Origin of the sequence: Streptomyces sp. NPDC002889, from assembly GCF_042888425.1 — a bacterium.
Classification (GTDB): domain Bacteria; phylum Actinomycetota; class Actinomycetes; order Streptomycetales; family Streptomycetaceae; genus Streptomyces.
The window spans coordinates 112,387-128,300 of sequence record NZ_JBIAPT010000013.1; the positions used below are offsets into that span (position 1 = coordinate 112,387).

13 protein-coding genes are annotated in these 15,914 nt (G+C 70.7%); 10 read left to right on the plus strand and 3 right to left on the minus strand.

Going from position 1 to position 15,914, the window contains the following annotated elements; genetic code table 11:
* The first annotated feature begins 32 nt into the window (after positions 1-32).
* Both ACFYWI_RS21015 and ACFYWI_RS21020 read left to right on the plus strand, forming a co-directional pair.
* On the plus strand, positions 33-1,067 hold the full coding sequence (locus tag ACFYWI_RS21015) for a hypothetical protein (protein ID WP_389234458.1): 1,035 nt from the start codon (positions 33-35) through the stop codon (positions 1,065-1,067).
* Positions 1,068-1,102: 35 nt separating this feature from the next.
* On the plus strand, positions 1,103-1,552 hold the full coding sequence (locus ACFYWI_RS21020) for a winged helix-turn-helix transcriptional regulator (RefSeq protein ID WP_389234461.1): 450 nt from the start codon (positions 1,103-1,105) through the stop codon (positions 1,550-1,552).
* A 28-nt stretch (positions 1,553-1,580) separates the two neighbouring features.
* Here the strand turns inward: ACFYWI_RS21020 and ACFYWI_RS21025 are convergent, their stop codons facing one another.
* Entirely contained in the window at positions 1,581-2,675 is a 1,095-nt protein-coding gene (locus ACFYWI_RS21025) for a threonine synthase (RefSeq protein ID WP_389234464.1), read from the minus strand.
* Positions 2,676-2,896: 221 nt separating this feature from the next.
* Here ACFYWI_RS21025 and ACFYWI_RS21030 point away from each other — a divergent pair, with 221 nt between their 5' ends.
* Together ACFYWI_RS21030 and ACFYWI_RS21035 are read left to right on the plus strand one after the other, a co-directional pair.
* Positions 2,897-4,471, plus strand: coding sequence for a S8 family serine peptidase (locus tag ACFYWI_RS21030; RefSeq protein WP_389234467.1), 1,575 nt, complete (start codon positions 2,897-2,899; stop codon positions 4,469-4,471).
* Between the two features lie 226 nt (positions 4,472-4,697).
* Complete coding sequence (locus ACFYWI_RS21035; protein ID WP_389234470.1) at positions 4,698-5,759, plus strand: DUF4190 domain-containing protein; 1,062 nt, start codon at positions 4,698-4,700, stop codon at positions 5,757-5,759.
* A 118-nt stretch (positions 5,760-5,877) separates the two neighbouring features.
* Here the strand turns inward: ACFYWI_RS21035 and ACFYWI_RS21040 are convergent, their stop codons facing one another.
* Positions 5,878-7,221 (minus strand): glycoside hydrolase family 18 protein, encoded by a 1,344-nt coding sequence (locus tag ACFYWI_RS21040; protein WP_389234473.1) that lies wholly within the window; start codon positions 7,219-7,221, stop codon positions 5,878-5,880.
* 261 nt (positions 7,222-7,482) lie between these two features.
* On the opposite strand from ACFYWI_RS21040, the gene ACFYWI_RS21045 reads away from it, so the two are divergent.
* The 5 genes from ACFYWI_RS21045 (at position 7,483) to ACFYWI_RS21065 (ending at position 12,387) form a co-directional block, all read left to right on the plus strand.
* Positions 7,483-8,235 carry a GntR family transcriptional regulator gene (locus ACFYWI_RS21045; protein ID WP_389234477.1) on the plus strand — a complete coding sequence of 251 codons (753 nt, stop codon included), beginning with the start codon at positions 7,483-7,485 and terminating at the stop codon, positions 8,233-8,235.
* 222 nt (positions 8,236-8,457) lie between these two features.
* Positions 8,458-8,640, plus strand: a complete 183-nt coding sequence (locus tag ACFYWI_RS21050; protein WP_389234480.1) for an SPOR domain-containing protein — start codon at positions 8,458-8,460, stop codon at positions 8,638-8,640.
* Between the two features lie 42 nt (positions 8,641-8,682).
* A complete protein-coding gene (locus ACFYWI_RS21055) occupies positions 8,683-9,096 on the plus strand; it encodes a (deoxy)nucleoside triphosphate pyrophosphohydrolase (protein WP_389234483.1) in 414 nt (137 codons plus the stop codon).
* Positions 9,097-9,246: 150 nt separating this feature from the next.
* Positions 9,247-9,663 (plus strand): ATP-binding protein, encoded by a 417-nt coding sequence (locus ACFYWI_RS21060; protein ID WP_389234486.1) that lies wholly within the window; start codon positions 9,247-9,249, stop codon positions 9,661-9,663.
* Positions 9,664-9,810: 147 nt separating this feature from the next.
* Positions 9,811-12,387, plus strand: coding sequence for a SpoIIE family protein phosphatase (locus ACFYWI_RS21065; protein ID WP_389234489.1), 2,577 nt, complete (start codon positions 9,811-9,813; stop codon positions 12,385-12,387).
* Between the two features lie 220 nt (positions 12,388-12,607).
* Here the strand turns inward: ACFYWI_RS21065 and ACFYWI_RS21070 are convergent, their stop codons facing one another.
* A complete protein-coding gene (locus ACFYWI_RS21070; protein ID WP_389234492.1) occupies positions 12,608-14,668 on the minus strand; it encodes a TPM domain-containing protein in 2,061 nt (686 codons plus the stop codon).
* Between the two features lie 87 nt (positions 14,669-14,755).
* On the opposite strand from ACFYWI_RS21070, the gene ACFYWI_RS21075 reads away from it, so the two are divergent.
* Positions 14,756-15,856 carry a hypothetical protein gene (locus tag ACFYWI_RS21075; RefSeq protein ID WP_389234495.1) on the plus strand — a complete coding sequence of 367 codons (1,101 nt, stop codon included), beginning with the start codon at positions 14,756-14,758 and terminating at the stop codon, positions 15,854-15,856.
* Positions 15,857-15,914: the final 58 nt, after the last annotated feature.

The window sequence follows — 15,914 nt, forward strand, 5'->3', positions numbered from 1 at the left end:
GCACGCGTGTGGAGTGTCTGGGGGACTGATTCATGATCGATGCGGCACCCGACGCCGCAGTGCCCGTGGTCGTCGTGGACACCTCGGGACTGGCGTACGCCGAGATCGAGGGCGGGGAGCTGCGCCGGGTCCGGCGCATCACCTGGGAGCTCGCCCAGCGGGTTCCGCACGTCTTTGCCGTAGCGCACGACCGTGGCCTGACGGTGGGCGCGACGATCCAGGCGAGCAACATGCCCCTGCTCGTCGGGCCCGCCGACGGGTCCGATCTGCAGCCGGTGCCCAGCATTCCGGAGCGGCGGCTGTCCGCGGTCCTCGGAGTGACGCACGACGGCACCGCACTCGTCCAGGTCGACTGGGGCAGGAGCGGGTCCCCCAACGGACGCTGCTTCTTCCTGCGCTGGGGCTCGCAGGAGTGGAACGAGATCGACGTGCCTGCATCGGTCGGCCTGGGGGGCGTGGTCGGGTCCGCCGGAGAGGACACGGTGTACGTCAGCGGCGCCACCGGGCCGCTCTTCGAGCACCGCCCCGCCCTGTTCGAGGTGGATCTCGCCGAGCGCACCCTGAAGGAGCTGAGCCTGCCGGCCCAGGGGCCCACGTGGAGACGGCGGGACCGGCTGCGCAGGTATCCCTTCGACCCTTCCGAGGGGCAGCTGGACCTGGGTGCGGGCAACGGCGAACTCTTCGTCTGTGTAGCGGCCGACATGGACTGGAACTGGGACGACCACGGGGTGCTGCACGCCATCGACCGTTCGCGCGGCCTGTGGTCCACCGTGACGCTCGCCTTCGACCAGGTGCTCGATCTGCAGGTGACCGCCGACGGCACGGCACACGTCGTCACCTCGAAGGGCCGGCTGTGGACGTACACCCGGGCGAAGGGGTGGAAACGCACGGCCTTCCGCCGTGGCAACGCCGCCTTTCTGGGTGGCCGGCTGCTCGTCTCGACCGAGCACGAGGTCGTCAGCTGCGCAGTCGACGGAACGGACGCCCGGACCCTGCTGCAGCGCGACGGGACGTCGCCGCAGATCAGGTGCTTCGCCCGGCCGCCGACAGGCGTCCGTCGCATCTGACCCCGGCCGCCGGCCCCGTTCCCTACAATGCGCGCATGCCGAAGCCCGTTGCACCCCGGGAGTGCTCCATCGCCGACGCGCTCGACGTCGTGGGCGAGCGCTGGACTCTGCTGGCCGTACGGGAGCTGATCCACGGCGTCCGTCGCTTCGACGGGATCGTCCGCAACACCGGGGCGTCCCGCGACATCCTGGCGGCCCGACTGCGCAAGCTGGAGGCCGCGGGCGTGGTCCGCCGCGAGCGCTACAACGATCACCCGCCGCGGTACGAGTACCACCTCACGCCCGCGGGCCGGGAGCTGGGCGATGTACTGCTCGCACTGATGAGCTGGGGCGACCGGCACCTCAACCCCGATGACCCACCGGTGCGTTGGCAGCACACATGCGGTCACACGCTGGAGCCTGTGCTCGTCTGCGCGAACTGCGGCGGACCGGCCCGCGCGGGAGCGCACTCACCCACGGGCCGTGGTGTGCCGGCCGCCGACTGAGCCGTCCGGGGCGGCCCGGGCGTGGTTCTCAGGGGGCGAGGCCGGTCTTCAGCCCCGCGCCGCACAGGGGTACGACGGCGGTGCGGTCGGTCCAGGTGCCCGCGGCCGCCCAGCACGCCACCCCTGTCGACTCCACGAACAGCCCCCGGGCGGCCAGGTCCCGCTGCGCGGCGCGGATCTGGTCCTCAGTGACGGTCAGGAACGTGCCGCCGGTCTCGCGGACCGCCCGCAGGATCTGACGGGCGCGCGGTGGTCTCGGGATCGCGATGCCCTCGGCGAGCGTGGCGGCGAGCGCGGTGCCCGGCGCGTCGAGCAGGTCGGCCGCACCCGCGTGGAAGGCCGCGGCCAGCGGCGAGACCGCCTCGGCCTGGACGGCGATCAGGGCGGGGCGTCGGTCGATCAGGCCGTGGGAGTGGAGTTCGTCGAGGGCGAGTGAAGCGCCCAGCAGCAGGGTGCCGTTGCCGACCGGGACGACGATCGCCTCGGGCAGTCGGCCGCCCAGGTCCTCCCACAGCTCGTAGACGTATGTCTTGGTGCCGTGCAGGAAGTACGGATTGTGGACATGGCTCGCGTAGAAGGTGCCGGGCGTGTCGGCGGCCGCGCGGGCGGCAGCGGCGGTGGCCTCGCGATCGCCCGGAACGAGCTCCAACTGAGCGCCGTGCGCCCGGATCTGCTCGACCTTCTTGGCGGAGGTGGCCTCGGGCACGTATACGGTGCAGTCCAGTCCCGCCCGGGCGCAGTACGCGGCGACGGCCGTGCCCGCGTTCCCGCTGCTGTCGGCGATCACCCGGCGGGGCGAGAGCCGGCGGGCGAGCTCGGCCAGCATGACCGCACCGCGGTCCTTGAAGGACAGTGTCGGCATCAGGAAGTCGAGCTTCACCGAGACGGTGTCCGTGAGCGCGACGAGCGGGGTGCGTCCCTCACCCAGGGAGACCGTGGGACGGGCGAGCGGCAGCGCCTCTTCGTAACGCCACAGTGAATTCACCCGACCCGCAAGGAACTTGAGGGAAACCGGACCGGCCTCGAATTCAAGGTCCCAGGGTCCGCGGCAGTCGGGGCAGCACCAGGGGGCGCTCTCGACAGGCGAATTGGTTGCGCAGTTGGGGCAGTTGTAGATCATCATGAGTCATCAGCATGGCAGTTGTGTGGCGCATCTGTTACGGCACCTCCCGGACCCTTGTGTGATTCCTACGGATCGGTCAATCTTTCGCTCGGCAGGCGGACAGGGAGTGACGCAACCTCAGCAGACAGCTCACCAGGAGGTCGGCGGAGCAGCGATGTTCCTTGTCCCGGTCTGCCGCCATCCCCCACAGGAACGCACCACCAATGAGGAGGACCCCTCACATGTCAGTGATGCGTCACTCGCGGCGAAGACTGGCCGCGACCAGCGCCATAGCCGTCGCCGCCCTCGCCCTCGGCACGGCGTCCGCCCTTCCGGCAGTCGCGGCCCCGGCGCCTGCCGAAGGCGTCGTCCAGAACGCCGGCGCACCCGGTGCCATCGCGGGAAGTTACATCGTCACCCTCGACGAGTCGGCACCCGACGCGAGCTCCGCGGCGGGCAAGAGGCTCGCGGCCAAGTACGGCGCGACGATCAAGAAGACGTACGACGCCGCGCTCAACGGCTACTCCGTGCGGCTCTCCGCGCGCCAGGCCAAGCGGTTCGCCGCGGACCCGGCCGTCCAGTCCGTCGTGCAGAACCGCGTCTTCAAGATCTCCGGCAGCCAGCCGAACCCGCCGTCCTGGGGCCTGGACCGGATCGACCAGAAGGCCCTGCCGCTGAACCAGAGCTACACCTACCCGGACACCGCGGGTGAGGGTGTGACGGCGTACATCATCGACACCGGCGTCCGCATCACGCACAGCGACTTCGGCGGCCGCGCCTCCTACGGTTACGACGCCATCGACAACGACAACACCGCGCAGGACGGCAACGGCCACGGCACCCATGTCGCCGGTACCGTCGCCGGGTCCGCCTACGGCGTCGCCAAGAAGGCCAAGATCGTCGGCGTCCGCGTGCTCGACAACTCCGGCTCGGGTACCACCGAGCAGGTCGTCGCCGGTATCGACTGGGTGACGGCGAACGCCGTCAAGCCGGCCGTTGCCAACATGAGCCTGGGCGGCGGCGTCGACACCGCGCTCGACACGGCGGTGCGCAACTCGATCGCCTCCGGCGTCACCTACGCGGTTGCCGCGGGCAACGACGGCGCCAACGCGTCCAACTACTCGCCCGCGCGGGTCACCGAGGCCATCACCGTCGGCTCCACCACGAGCACCGACGCCCGCTCCAGCTTCTCCAACTACGGCAGCGTGCTCGACATCTTCGCGCCGGGCTCGTCGATCACCTCGTCCTGGAACACCAACGACTCGGCGACGAACACCATCTCCGGCACCTCGATGGCGACCCCGCACGTCGCGGGCGCGGCCGCCCTGTACCTCGCGGCCAACAAGACCGCGACCCCGGCGCAGGTCTCCACGGCCCTGACCTCGGCGGCCACCACGGGTGTCGTGGGCACCCCGGGCACCGGCTCGCCGAACCGTCTGCTGTACGTGGGCGGCGGCAGCACCCAGCCGCCCGGCCCGAAGTTCGAGAACACCGGCGACTACGCGATCAACGACAACGCCACCGCCGAGTCGCCGATCACCGTCAGCGGTGTCCCGGGCAACGCCCCGGCCGCTCTTCAGGTGCCGGTCAGCATCCAGCACACGTACATCGGTGACCTCCAGGTCCAGCTCATCGCCCCGGACGGCACCGCCTACACGCTGAAGGCCTTCGGCTCCGGCGGCAGCACGGACAACATCAACACCACCTACACGGTGAACGCGTCGTCCGAGGTCGCGGGCGGCACCTGGAAGCTGCGGGTGAGCGACAACGCGCGGTACGACACCGGGAAGATCGACTCCTGGGCGCTTCAGTTCTGAGCGGGTCCAGCAGCCGGGTCCTGATCGGGCTCCGAACACTCGTCAGTGACACGGTGAACCGAGAGACATGAGGGGCGGCCGCCCTTGGCGGCCGCCCCTTCGCCATGGCCCCTCCCGCCGGAGCGCATGACTGCGCCGCCCGTCATGCCGGCTGCTTACCGTCCTGCGCGCGCCACGTCATATGATCCGGCGGCCTGTTCGCATGATCTCGAGGAGACCCGTAGGCGTGGACCCCGCAGCGCAGGGCTGGCAACCGTATCCGCAGTACCCGCAGAGAACCCCCGTCAACGGCCTCGCCATCACCGCGCTCGTGGTGGGCCTTGTGTGCTGTGTGCCGCCGCTCGGGCTGATACTCGGCCTGATCGCACTGCGCCAGATCCGGCGCAAGGGCGAGCGCGGCAAGGGCATGGCCGTCGCGGGCGTGATCCTGTCCTCCATCAGCACCTTGCTGGTGCTGGTCTTCCTGCTGAGCGGCGGGGGCGCCAAGGTATGGGAGGACGTGCGGGAAGGGATGCGGGAGGCCTCGCACACGCGCAGCACGCTCGACCTGCGCAAGGGCGACTGCTTCAACGTGCCCGGCGCGGACCTCGAACGAGAGGTCACAGGAGTGGAGGTCGTCGACTGTGCCCAGCCGCACGAGGGCGAGATCAGCGGAACCTTCACCCTGAAGAAGTCCGACACCTGGCCCGGCGCGGGCGAAGCCGAGGCGGAGACCGAGGGGCGCTGCGAGAAGACCAACAACCAGTACGCCAAGGACGAGTGGATCATCCCCGAGGAAGCCTGGACGTACTACTACATCCCCACCAGGCGTGGCTGGCGGCTCGGGGACCACACGGTGGTCTGCGGTTTCGCGGTGGAGGAAGAGAAGCTCGAGGGATCGCTGCGGACCGACCCGAGCACCCGCGACGAGGACCAACTGAGCTATATCTCGCTCGAGGCGGCAGTGAGGACGGCCCTGGACGCGGACCCGGCAGGGGAGTTCGCCGAGGACCGGGACGGCTACCGCGCGTGGGCGGAGCAGTCGTCGAAGACCTTCGGGGAGCAGGCACGCAGGCTCCGTGACAGGACCTGGCCGGCCGAGGCCGGGCCTGCGCTGAAGGCGAGGGCCGCGGAGCTCGAGAAGGCGCGGGGGCACTGGGACGATGCCGCTGCCGTCAGCGATGAGGACGACTTCTGGCGGCACTTCTCGCTGGCCGAGGAAGCGCTCTTCCAGGAGACCGAGGGCAGAGCCCGCGGCGCGCTCGGTCTGAGCACCACGCCGGTGTGGGACGAGGGGACGAGTGTCTGAGCCGGGTGTGCGCCCGTGCGCCTGAGCGCCTGAGGCACGGAACGGGACAGGGAGGGGCGGGCGCAGAGGGGCGGGGCCCGACATGCGCCGGACCCCGCCCCTACCCCTGTCACCTACGTCAGTGCCGGCGGTTCAGCCCGCGGTCGACGGCGGCCATCAGCTCCCCGTCCGATGTGTCCCCGTCCAGCGACCAGAACATCGCACCGCCCAGATCCCGATGGCGGATGTACGTGGTCTTGGCGCTCAGCACCTGCGGGTCGTCGAACGTCCACAGGGTGGTGCCGTCGAAGAGCCAGGCGTGAGAGCCCTTGCGGTCGCGGTGGATGGTGTACGTACCCGAATCGGCGAGCTTCTTGAGGGCCTTGTAGTCCTCGTACCCCGCCGCCCAGGTCGCGGGTGCGGGCCCGGTCGCCGGCTGGTTCAGCCCGTCGCCGCCACCGGTCACCCCTGTCCAGCCCTGGCCGTAGAAGGGCATGCCCACCACCAGCTTGCGCGCCGGAGCGCCGCGGCGCAGCCAGTCCCGTACGGTCCGGTCCACGCTGAAGTCGCCGCGGGCGGCGCGCAGCGCGGACTGCTGGGCGGTGTTCCTCTCGCCCGAGACATGGAAGTCGTAGCCCTGGAGGTTGACGAAGTCGAAGTCCCGCATGATCTCGGGGACTTCGAAGCCCGCGTCGATCTTGGCGGGTGCCGTGGGCACGAAGGCCGTCAGCTCGTAGTGCTTCCGCTTCCGCAGGGACTTCCCGTACGCGTCCAGCTGGGTGCGGAACTCGTGTACCAACGCGGTGAAGTTCTTCTTGTCCTCCGGCCGGTACACGGTGTCCGTGTCGCCCGCCGAGCCCGGCCACTCCCAGTCGAGGTCGACACCGTCGAAGAGCCCGGCCGCCGCGCCCCTGCCACCGCGCGCTCCGTCGGCCGGCAGATTGCCCTTGATGTACAGGTCGATGCAGGAGGAGACGAACGCCTTGCGGGAGGCGGGAGAGCGCGCCGCGTCGGAGAAGTGGGTGGACCAGGTCCAGCCACCCAGCGAGATGAGCACCTTGAGGCCGGGGTGCTTGGCCTTGAGCTCGCGCAGCTGGTTGAAATTGCCTGCCAGCGGCTGCTCGGCAGTGTCCGCGACGCCGTCGACCGAGTTCTCCGCGACCAGCGGGCGGGCGTAGTCGGCCCAGGCGTCCGCCTCGCCCGGGACGTTGCCGGTGAAGCACGTGCCCTCGGCGCTCACGTTGCCGAAGGCGTAGTTGATATGGGTGAGTTTGGCTGCCTGTCCGCTGGTGTCGATGTCCTGGACCTGGAAGTCCCGCCCGTAGACACCCCATTGGGTGAAGTAGCCGACGCGCTTGTACGCCGGCTTCCCGTGCCGGTCCCCGTGACTGCCGCCCTGTGCTGACGCGGCGGGTGCGAGAGCGGCGAGGAGCGAGAGTGCGCAGGCGGCAACGGCCGTTCGGGCAAGGGTTCTTCGACGCATGGGACTCACTCCTGTGCGTGCCGGAAAGGGATTTTGCGAACGGACTCCATGAACGGATTCCATGCACGGTGTCGTCCACGCAGGAACGTATTGGTCTGGACCATTGAGGTCAAGGGGTAGACCGAAATGGCTGAACCTACCTGGGGTAAACCCCTGGCCCGGGGCGAATCATCACTTCGAGTGAAACCTTGGCCCGCGCTTGCGGCCAACAACCCACGGTTGCCACGCTGTTGCTGTCTGTCAACCTGTTGGGAGTGGCCTGTGACATTCGGTGAGCAGCCCGCCTATCTGCGCGTTGCGAGCGATCTGCGCGAAAAGATTGTCAACGGCTCGCTGCCGCCGCACACCCGCCTTCCCTCGCAGGCCCGCATCCGCAGCGAGTACGGAGTCTCGGACACGGTCGCCCTCGAGGCCCGCAAGGTTCTGATGGCCGAGGGCCTGGTGGAGGGCCGGTCGGGTTCGGGGACCTATGTGCGCGAGCGTCCGGTGCCCCGCAAAGTCGCCCGCTCGGGCTTCCGTCCCCCGTCCGGGGCCAACCCCTTCCGTCAGGAGCAGGCGGCGGACGGCGCCCGTGGCACCTGGGAGTCCAGCAGCGAACAGGATGCCGCAGGGCCTGAGATCGCGGCCCGGCTCAATATCCAGCTCGGTGACCGCGTGATGCGTACGCGCTATCTCTTCCGCGACGCCGGTGAGGCGATGATGCTCTCCACCTCCTGGGAGCCCCTCGAAGTCACCGGCCGGACGCCGGTGATGCTCCCGGAGGAGGGACCGCTGGGCGGGTGCGGGGTCGTCGAGCGGATGGCCGCCATCGACATCGTCGTGGACAACGTGGTGGAGGAGGTCGGTGCGCGCCCCGGCCTCGCGGAGGAACTGCTCGCCCTGGGCGGTGTGCCGGGCCATGTGGTGATGGTCGTGGAGCGGACGTACTACGCATCGGGCCGTGCGGTGGAGACGGCGGACATCGTCGTCCCGGCCGACCGTTACCGCGTCGCGTACCACCTCCCGGTGAAGTGAGCCCGGCGCCGCCGGCGCGCACCGATTGAGCGCGCCGATTTCCCCACCCGACGCTTCTCGGGCAGCCAAGGGGGTGTATCCGGCCGGATGCGGGCCGCCTTCCTATCTCTTTGTGAAAACCCGTATCCGCTCAGTGAAGGTCAGGCGTACGCTCAGGCATATGCGTAGTGCGGTTTCCTGGCGAGCGTTACCGGCAATCAGGCCGACCGAGGGAGGGGCGCGATGAACGACAGTGGTGGCGCTGTACTCCCCTGGCTCGTCATACGGCAGGACGACAACGGCAACCGCTACCGCGTCGGCAGGTATGCCACCCGTGACGAAGCGCAGCAGATCGCGGACACCCTCGACGAGCGGGGACACAAGCAGCTGTACTCCGTCGAGCACATCGGCCGGACGGTGCACTGACCGGCAGGCCGTCTCACACTGTGCCGCAGTACGCTCCGGCGCATGACTGATCGAGTCGTGGTCGTGGCCGGAGCCGTGTACGACAAAGGGCGGCTGCTCGCCGCGCGGCGTAGCGCCCCCGAGGAGCTGGCCGGCCGGTGGGAGCTGCCCGGCGGCAAGCTGGAGCCGGGGGAAAGTCCGGAGCAGGCCCTGGTGCGCGAGCTGCGCGAAGAGCTCGGCGTCGAGGCCGAGCCGGTGGAGCGCATCCCCGGCGAGTGGCCGCTGAAGCCCGGCTATGTGCTCCAGGTGTGGACCGCACGGCTGGTCTCCGGCGAGCCCCGGCCGCTGGAGGATCATGACGCGCTGCGCTGGCTCGCCCCCCATGAGACCGACGCCGTCGACTGGCTCGACCAGGACCGGCCGGCAGTCGCGGAGGCCGCCCGTCGACTGAGTGGTGGGAGCCCCGGGTGTGCGTAGCAGTTGAGGGCGGGCGTGCGCCTTGCGCGGGTGCGCCGTTCGAGCACTGTTCGCTTCCTGAGTCCGTATCGCGGTACTTGACCTCATATTTCGGGTATGGGCTGTTTAACCCCCTGAAGAGGACGCGGGTACCGCTGGTGGTCTGGGGAAGTGAGCGGCGTGGTCGGCACCGAAGGCGAATGCGCCGAGTGGACTTTTCCGGCCGAGCCCAATGCTGTGGGCGCCGCCCGCCACGCCGTTCGTGACACGCTTCGGGAGTGGCGTCTGGACGCCGCCGTCGGCGATGTGACGGAATTGCTGGTCAGCGAGCTGGTGACCAATTCACTGCGCTATGCCTCGGGCCCGATCGGGGTTCGGCTGATCCTGTCGCAGGGGGACAGTCCGGGGCCGATCCTGCGGGTGGAGGTCTCGGATCCCCTTCCGGATGCGCCCACCGAGCGCGCCGCGCGACCCGAGGACGAGACCGGCCGGGGGCTGCAACTTGTGGCCTGTACCGCCCGCCGCTGGGGGACGAGGCGTGGCAGGACCGGTAAGACCGTGTGGTTCGAGCTGGCACTTGCTGGTTAGAAGGATGGGGGGACGACGATCACGCTGGACTCGGCTCAAAACGAACGAGACCTCTCTGTGATCGTGAACGCCGTGCCCGCCGGGGCCGTAGTGCTGAATACTGCGGTCATGGCCGGTCCGGTGCGGTGAGCTGGAGGGGACGGTCGCGTGAGCGAAATACCTGAGACGGCGAGCGGTGTCGTGTGGCAGAGCAGCCCGCCTGGCTCGATCTATGACTACATCAAGGTCGCTTCTTTCTCGATCGGCCCCGACGGCCTGGTCGACCAGTGGAGCCGACGCGCGGTGGATCTCTTCGGCATCACGGCCGACGAGGTCAGGGGCAAGGATCCCGTCGATGCCTTCATGCCCGCGGAGCTGCGCCCGCGTGGGCATCGCCAAATCGCCGAGATCCTCGACGGCAAGGAATGGACGGGCCTTGTCCCCTTCCGTATGCCGGGTGCGCTCGGAGTGCACGGCGTCGCCGAGGTCTATGTGATGCCCAGCGAGACGGACGGCGGCGAGCAGGGGGCGCTCTGCATCGTCGTGGACGTCCGCGCGCTGCGCCGGATCGAAACGGATCTGGCCGCATCGCAGGCGATTTTCGGCCAATCTCCTTTTGGTTTTCTGCTCTTCGGCACGGACCTCACGGTGCAACGCGCCAATGAGCGATTCGCCACCGTCTTCGGCGGCGCCGCGGACGACCACCGTGGCCGCACCGTGCACGACTACCTCTCCCGCCCCGAGGCCAACCGCATGGACGCGGCCCTGCGCCGCGTGCTGGAGACCGGCGAATCCGTGACCGACCTGCAGATCGTCGGCACGGCACCGGGCAGTACCGACCGCAGGCACTGGTCGGTCAACCTCTACCGGGTGCACAGCGGATCCGGCCGGCCCGTCGGAGTCGCCGGCCTCGGCACCGATGTCACCCGCCGCCAGATCGCCGCCCGTGAAGCGGCCAGCGCACGGCGCAATCTCGCCCTCCTCAACGAGGCCAGCGCCCGCATCGGCAACTCCCTCGATCTGGAGACCACAGCCCGCGAACTCCTCGACGTCGCCGTCCCCGGCTTCTGCGACCTCGCGGCCGTCGACCTCTATCAAGGGCTGCTCACCGGCGACGAGGCCCCGCCGGGACAGGCATCCCCGCACGCCGAGGGGTTCGGCGGCGGCAGCGCCGAACTTCGCCGGGTCGCCATCGCCAGCGCCGTATCCGACGCCCCGCTGATGACCACCCCCGACTGCAGCGCCGACGGAACCCCCGCCGAGGTCGGCGAGGTCCACCGCTACGCCTTCAACTCGCCCTGCGCCAGCGCGCTGCGCACCGCAAGGGTGCAGTCGATCCCGGGCGAGGAGGGCAGTCTCGTCCAGTCCACGCTCGCCGTGCCGATGGTCGCCCACGACACAGTCGTCGGTCTGGTGCAGTTCTCCCGGGCCAAGGGCAGCGAGCCCTTCGGCGAGCGGGACAGAGCACTGGCCGTCGAGCTCGCCGCCCGCGCGGCGGTCTGTATCGACAACGCCCGCCTGTACCGCAGGGAACACCAGCGCGCTCTGATCCTCCAGCGCAGCCTGCTGCCCCCCGGCGACCCCGAGGCCGCCGGTCTCGACATCGCCTGCCGCTATCTGCCCGGCACCACCACCACCGAGGTGGGCGGTGACTGGTTCGACGTCATCGAACTCCCCGGTCATCGCACCGCGTTGGTCGTCGGCGACGTGATGGGCCGTGGATTGCGCGCCGCGGTCGCCATGGGTGAACTCCGTACGGCCGTACGAACCTTGGCGCTGTTGGACCTGGAGCCGGCAGAGGTGCTCTCCGCGCTCGACGAGATCGCCCGCGGGCTGGGCAGTCCCTCGCAGAACGGTCGCTCCGCGGGAGGGACCCAGGTACCGTCCCGGGTCGCCCACAAGTCGCGCGAGGCGGACCTCTCGGAGGTCTATCTCGCCACCTGTGTCTACGCGGTCTACGACCCGGTCACCCGCCGCTGCACCTTCGCCAACGCGGGCCATCTGCCGCCCGTCCTCGTCGAACCGGGTGAGGAGGCACTGCTGCTGGACGTGCCGCCGGGGATGCCGCTCGGCGTGGGCGGCGAGCCCTTCGAGGAGGTGGAGGTCGAACTCCCCGAAGGCTCCCTCCTCGCCCTCTACACGGACGGGCTCGTCGAATCCCGCGACCATCCGCTCGACGAGGGGCTGCGCGCCTTCCGCACGGCGCTCACCGACCCCGTACGCCCGCTGGAGGACGTCTGTGACCATGTGCTGACCTCTCTCGACACCGCGCACGGCGAGGACGACATCGCGCTGCTGATGGCCCGGATACAAGGGTTGCCCGCGGACGCCGTCGGCGACTGGCAGCTGCCCCGCGAGCCGCGTTCGGTGGGCAGGGCCCGGGAGTTGGCCCGCGCGCAACTGCTCACCTGGGGTCTCGAGGCGCTGGTGGACACCGTCGAGTTGCTCGTCAGTGAACTGGTCACCAACGCCCTGCGGTACGGCGAGGGGGAGATCAGGCTGCGCCTGCTGCGTGACCGGACCCTGGTGTGCGAGGTGTGGGACGCCGGACTGGTCCAGCCGCGCCGGCGCCGGGCGCGCGAGACCGACGAGGGCGGCCGGGGACTGCAGCTGGTCGGCCTGCTGAGCGCGGCCTGGGGCTCCCGCCGTACCCCGCGCGGCAAGACCGTGTGGTTCGAACTCGCCCTGCCCGACGAGGGATCGGCGTCCGAGCCGACCGTCGAGCAGTTGCTCAGCATGTTCTGACCGAACGGGAACCGGCCCGGCGGCATGCGCCGACCGGTTGGCATGCGTCGGCCGATTTGACGTGCGCCCGCCGCGGTGCCGGTCCGGCCGCCGGGTCGGGTAGGGCGGGAGCCGTCGGTCCGGGCCATGTGCCCGGCCGGGCAGCGCCCGTCGGCCGAGGACCGGCCGCAAGGGGGCCGGTCGCCGCTTCGGGGATGTCCCAGGGGCCGGGCACTCCCGCTCAGGAGTCGGCTCGGAAGCGGTCACCGACCCTTCGGCGGCGCGTGCCGCTGCCGCCGAAGCTGCCGGGACCGCCCCCGCCGAAGTCGCCGCCCCCCATCCCCCCGAAACCCGCAGAATCGCCCCCGCCGAAACCGCCGTCATGGCCCCCGCTCCTCCCCCCGTTGCCGAACAGTCCGCCGAGGATGATCCCGCCGAGCACCGCGCCCCCGAGCCCACCCCCCGCGCTTCCTGCTCCTTGTACACCGCCCGGGCCGAACGGGTTCCCGTAGCCGCGCACATCCTCTTCGGCCAGCCTCTGCGCCTGCTGGGCCAGCACGTCCGCCTGCTGCGCCTCGGCCAGTGCGCCCCGCGGATCCCCGGCGTCCGCCTCGCCCCCGCCCGGCCCCTCCTCCACACCGGCCAGTGCTCGCGCCCCCTCCAGCCGGCGCTGTGCCTCCGACAGGCGTGTGCGCGCTTCGCTGCCGACCGCGCCCCGATGCGTCGTGATGTAGTCGGCGGCCGCCCCGACGCCGGAACGCGCCACGAGCATCGTCCGCTCCAGCAGGGTCCGCGCACGCCGCGTCCCCTGCTCGCTCTCCCTCCCACCCGTCAGGGACTCGTCGAGCGCAGCGTCCGCCTCTTCCACCCGCCGCAGTGCGCCGATCGGGTCGTACGGCCCCGCCTCCACCTCCCTGCGTACCTCCGCGGCCACCGTCTCGGCGTTGGCGATGCGTCCCCGCAGCCCGGCCGTCGACGCCTCCTCCTGCGTCCCCTCCAGCAGTGCGCGCGCCTCGGCCAGGTCCGTGTGGGTCTCGACGAGCGCGCCGGGCAGCTTTCCCGCCGCCTCGGCGAGCTCCTGTGCACGCCGGTCGACGGCCTCGATGAGCTGCCTCGCCTGGGCGACGGCTCCCTCCGCCGCCCGTACCTGCACCGCAGCCGCGCCGTGGTCCGCGCCCTCCACCGCCCGCAAGGCCTGGGTCAGGCTGTTCGCCGCGAAGTCCAGACGTTCCTTGGCCTGTCCCACGCTGCCCTGGACCGGGGCGGACGCGGACGCCGCATAGCGCTCGCGCATCACCCGGAGCATTGCCTCCGCGCTGACGAGGCGGCCGTGGGCGTCATGGAAGGCCTCGTCGGCGGCGGCGAGCGCCTGTGGCGCGTTGCGCTCCGGTTCCCGCAGCCGGTCGAAGTCCTCGGACGCCGCGTCGAGGCGGCGATCGGCCGCCGCGCAGCGGGCGATGATCTCGTCGAGCATCCGGCGGCGGCCGGCATCGTCCTCCGGATCCGCGTCGCCGAACTGCTGACGCAACCTGAACGCTGAGCTCAGTTCGCTCTTCGCCTCTGCCACCGCCTCGGTGAACGGTCCTGTCGCCGCCCCGAACCGGGCGGCGACGACCGAGAGTTCCTCCTCGCTGGTGCTCACCGCGTCATCGGTGTCCACCAGTGCCTGCTTGGCCCGGGCGTCGAGCTCCGGCAGCGGGGTCTGCTGCTCCGGCGTGCCCCAGCCTTCCTGACCACCCTGCGGAGTGGTGCGGGTCGCGGTTCTCCGTCTGCGTTTGACGAATGCGTACGCGGCGACCGCCCCGGCTCCGGCCACCAAAGCGACCGGCAGCACCAGATCGGCCGCCCCCGTGCCCGCGCCGGTGTCCGCCCCCGGATCCGCTGCGCCCGGCGTGATGGCGACCGGGGGTGCCGGACGGCCGGACAGTAAGGCGGTGCATCCGTCCGTCGCCCCGATCGCCGCGCCGGTCCGGTCGTTCTCGCGCAGCGCAGGTTCCACGTCCTGGTCGGCGTCTGCGACGGCGACCAGGACAGCGGGGAGCCGGGCGTCGGTCGGCCGGGTGCAGGCGTCGACGGAGCAGGTGTCCTGCCGGTCGTGGGCGGCGGTCGACAGCAGTACGTCGCTGCGGCCGGGTCCGGTCTTCCGGGCTGTCTCGTTCGTCCGGTCGGCGAGGCCGGTGGCCGGCCCCTCGTGGGACAGGACCACAGGTTCCTCGGCGCGTGCGCCCGGCGCGGCGGGCACCACCAGCCACCACGCCGCCACCAGCAGGGCAAGGACGGGCCGGGTGGCTCTTCGTGTCACATTCGGGAGGCTATGCCCGGTGTTGTGCGGCCGCGACCGGACGACCGGCCGGAACGGGGGGCGGGACCATGGCTAGGCTTGCGGCGCATGGGGACAGAAAACGGGGTGGGGACGCGGGTGCGCCTGAGGGCTCTGAGCCGGACGCGGGTCGTGCGTGTGTTTGTACGGGGATGGCGAAGCACCCGTCTGAAATGGCCGCGGCGGATCGCCCTCGTGCTGGCGCTCGTCGTCCTCGTACCGATCGCGGGCGCCGCTCTCGCCCTGCGCGTCAACTACGCGGGCGAGATCCAGGACGGCACCCGCACCCGCGGACAGGACGCGATCTGGCTCGGCCACGCCTGGGTGGACGGCCGTAAGAAGGACGCCGATCTCGCCGCGTTCGCCGAGCGCGTCCGGGGGACCGGCATCCGTGACCTCTATGTGCATGCGGGTCCGCTGGAGCACGACGGCACCCTGCCCGCCGACCGCTACCCCCGCGCGCGGTGGCTGATCGATTCCGTCCACCGCGAGATTCCGGGCATCCGGGTGCAGGCCTGGCTCGGTGATGTGCTGGCCACCGAAGGGCCCGACGGGCTGCGTCTGGAGAGGGCCGGGTCCAGAGCCGCGGTGGTGCGATCCACCCGGCAGATCCTGGATGCCGGCTTCGACGGTGTCCACTTCGACCTGGAGCCGCTGCACTCCGGCGACCGCGACTATCTGTCGCTGCTCGACGACTTGGGCGAGCTGACGCGGGCGCGCAAGGCCCCGCTCTCCGTCGCCGCCCACCAGATAGACCCGCTGCCGGCCGCCCACAGCGTGAACGGTGCGCTCACCGGCAGTCAGAAGTGGTGGTCGCAGGAGTTCTTCGGCGAGGTGGCCCGCCGGGTCGACCAGATCGCCGTCATGTCGTACGACACGTGGATGCCGCTGGAGGGACTGTACGGCGGCTATGTCGCCCAGCAGACCTCGCTCGCCCTGGAAGTCACTCCCGAGGACACCGATCTGCTGATGGGGCTGCCGTTCTTCCACGAGGACGACCTCGGCCACCACGAGAACGCGGAGACCGTCCCGGCCGCGGTCCGCGGAACCCGGCTGGGCCTGGGCCGCACCGACCGCGACCGGAAACGTTTCGGGGTCGCGCTGTACGTGGACTTCGCGGCACAGGACAAGGACTGGGCCGCGTACCGCGAGGGCTGGGGCGAGCGCTAGAGGCGCGGAGGAGTGCCTGCTCCGGATGGTCGACGTACCGGCTGCCGACAGCCTCGAG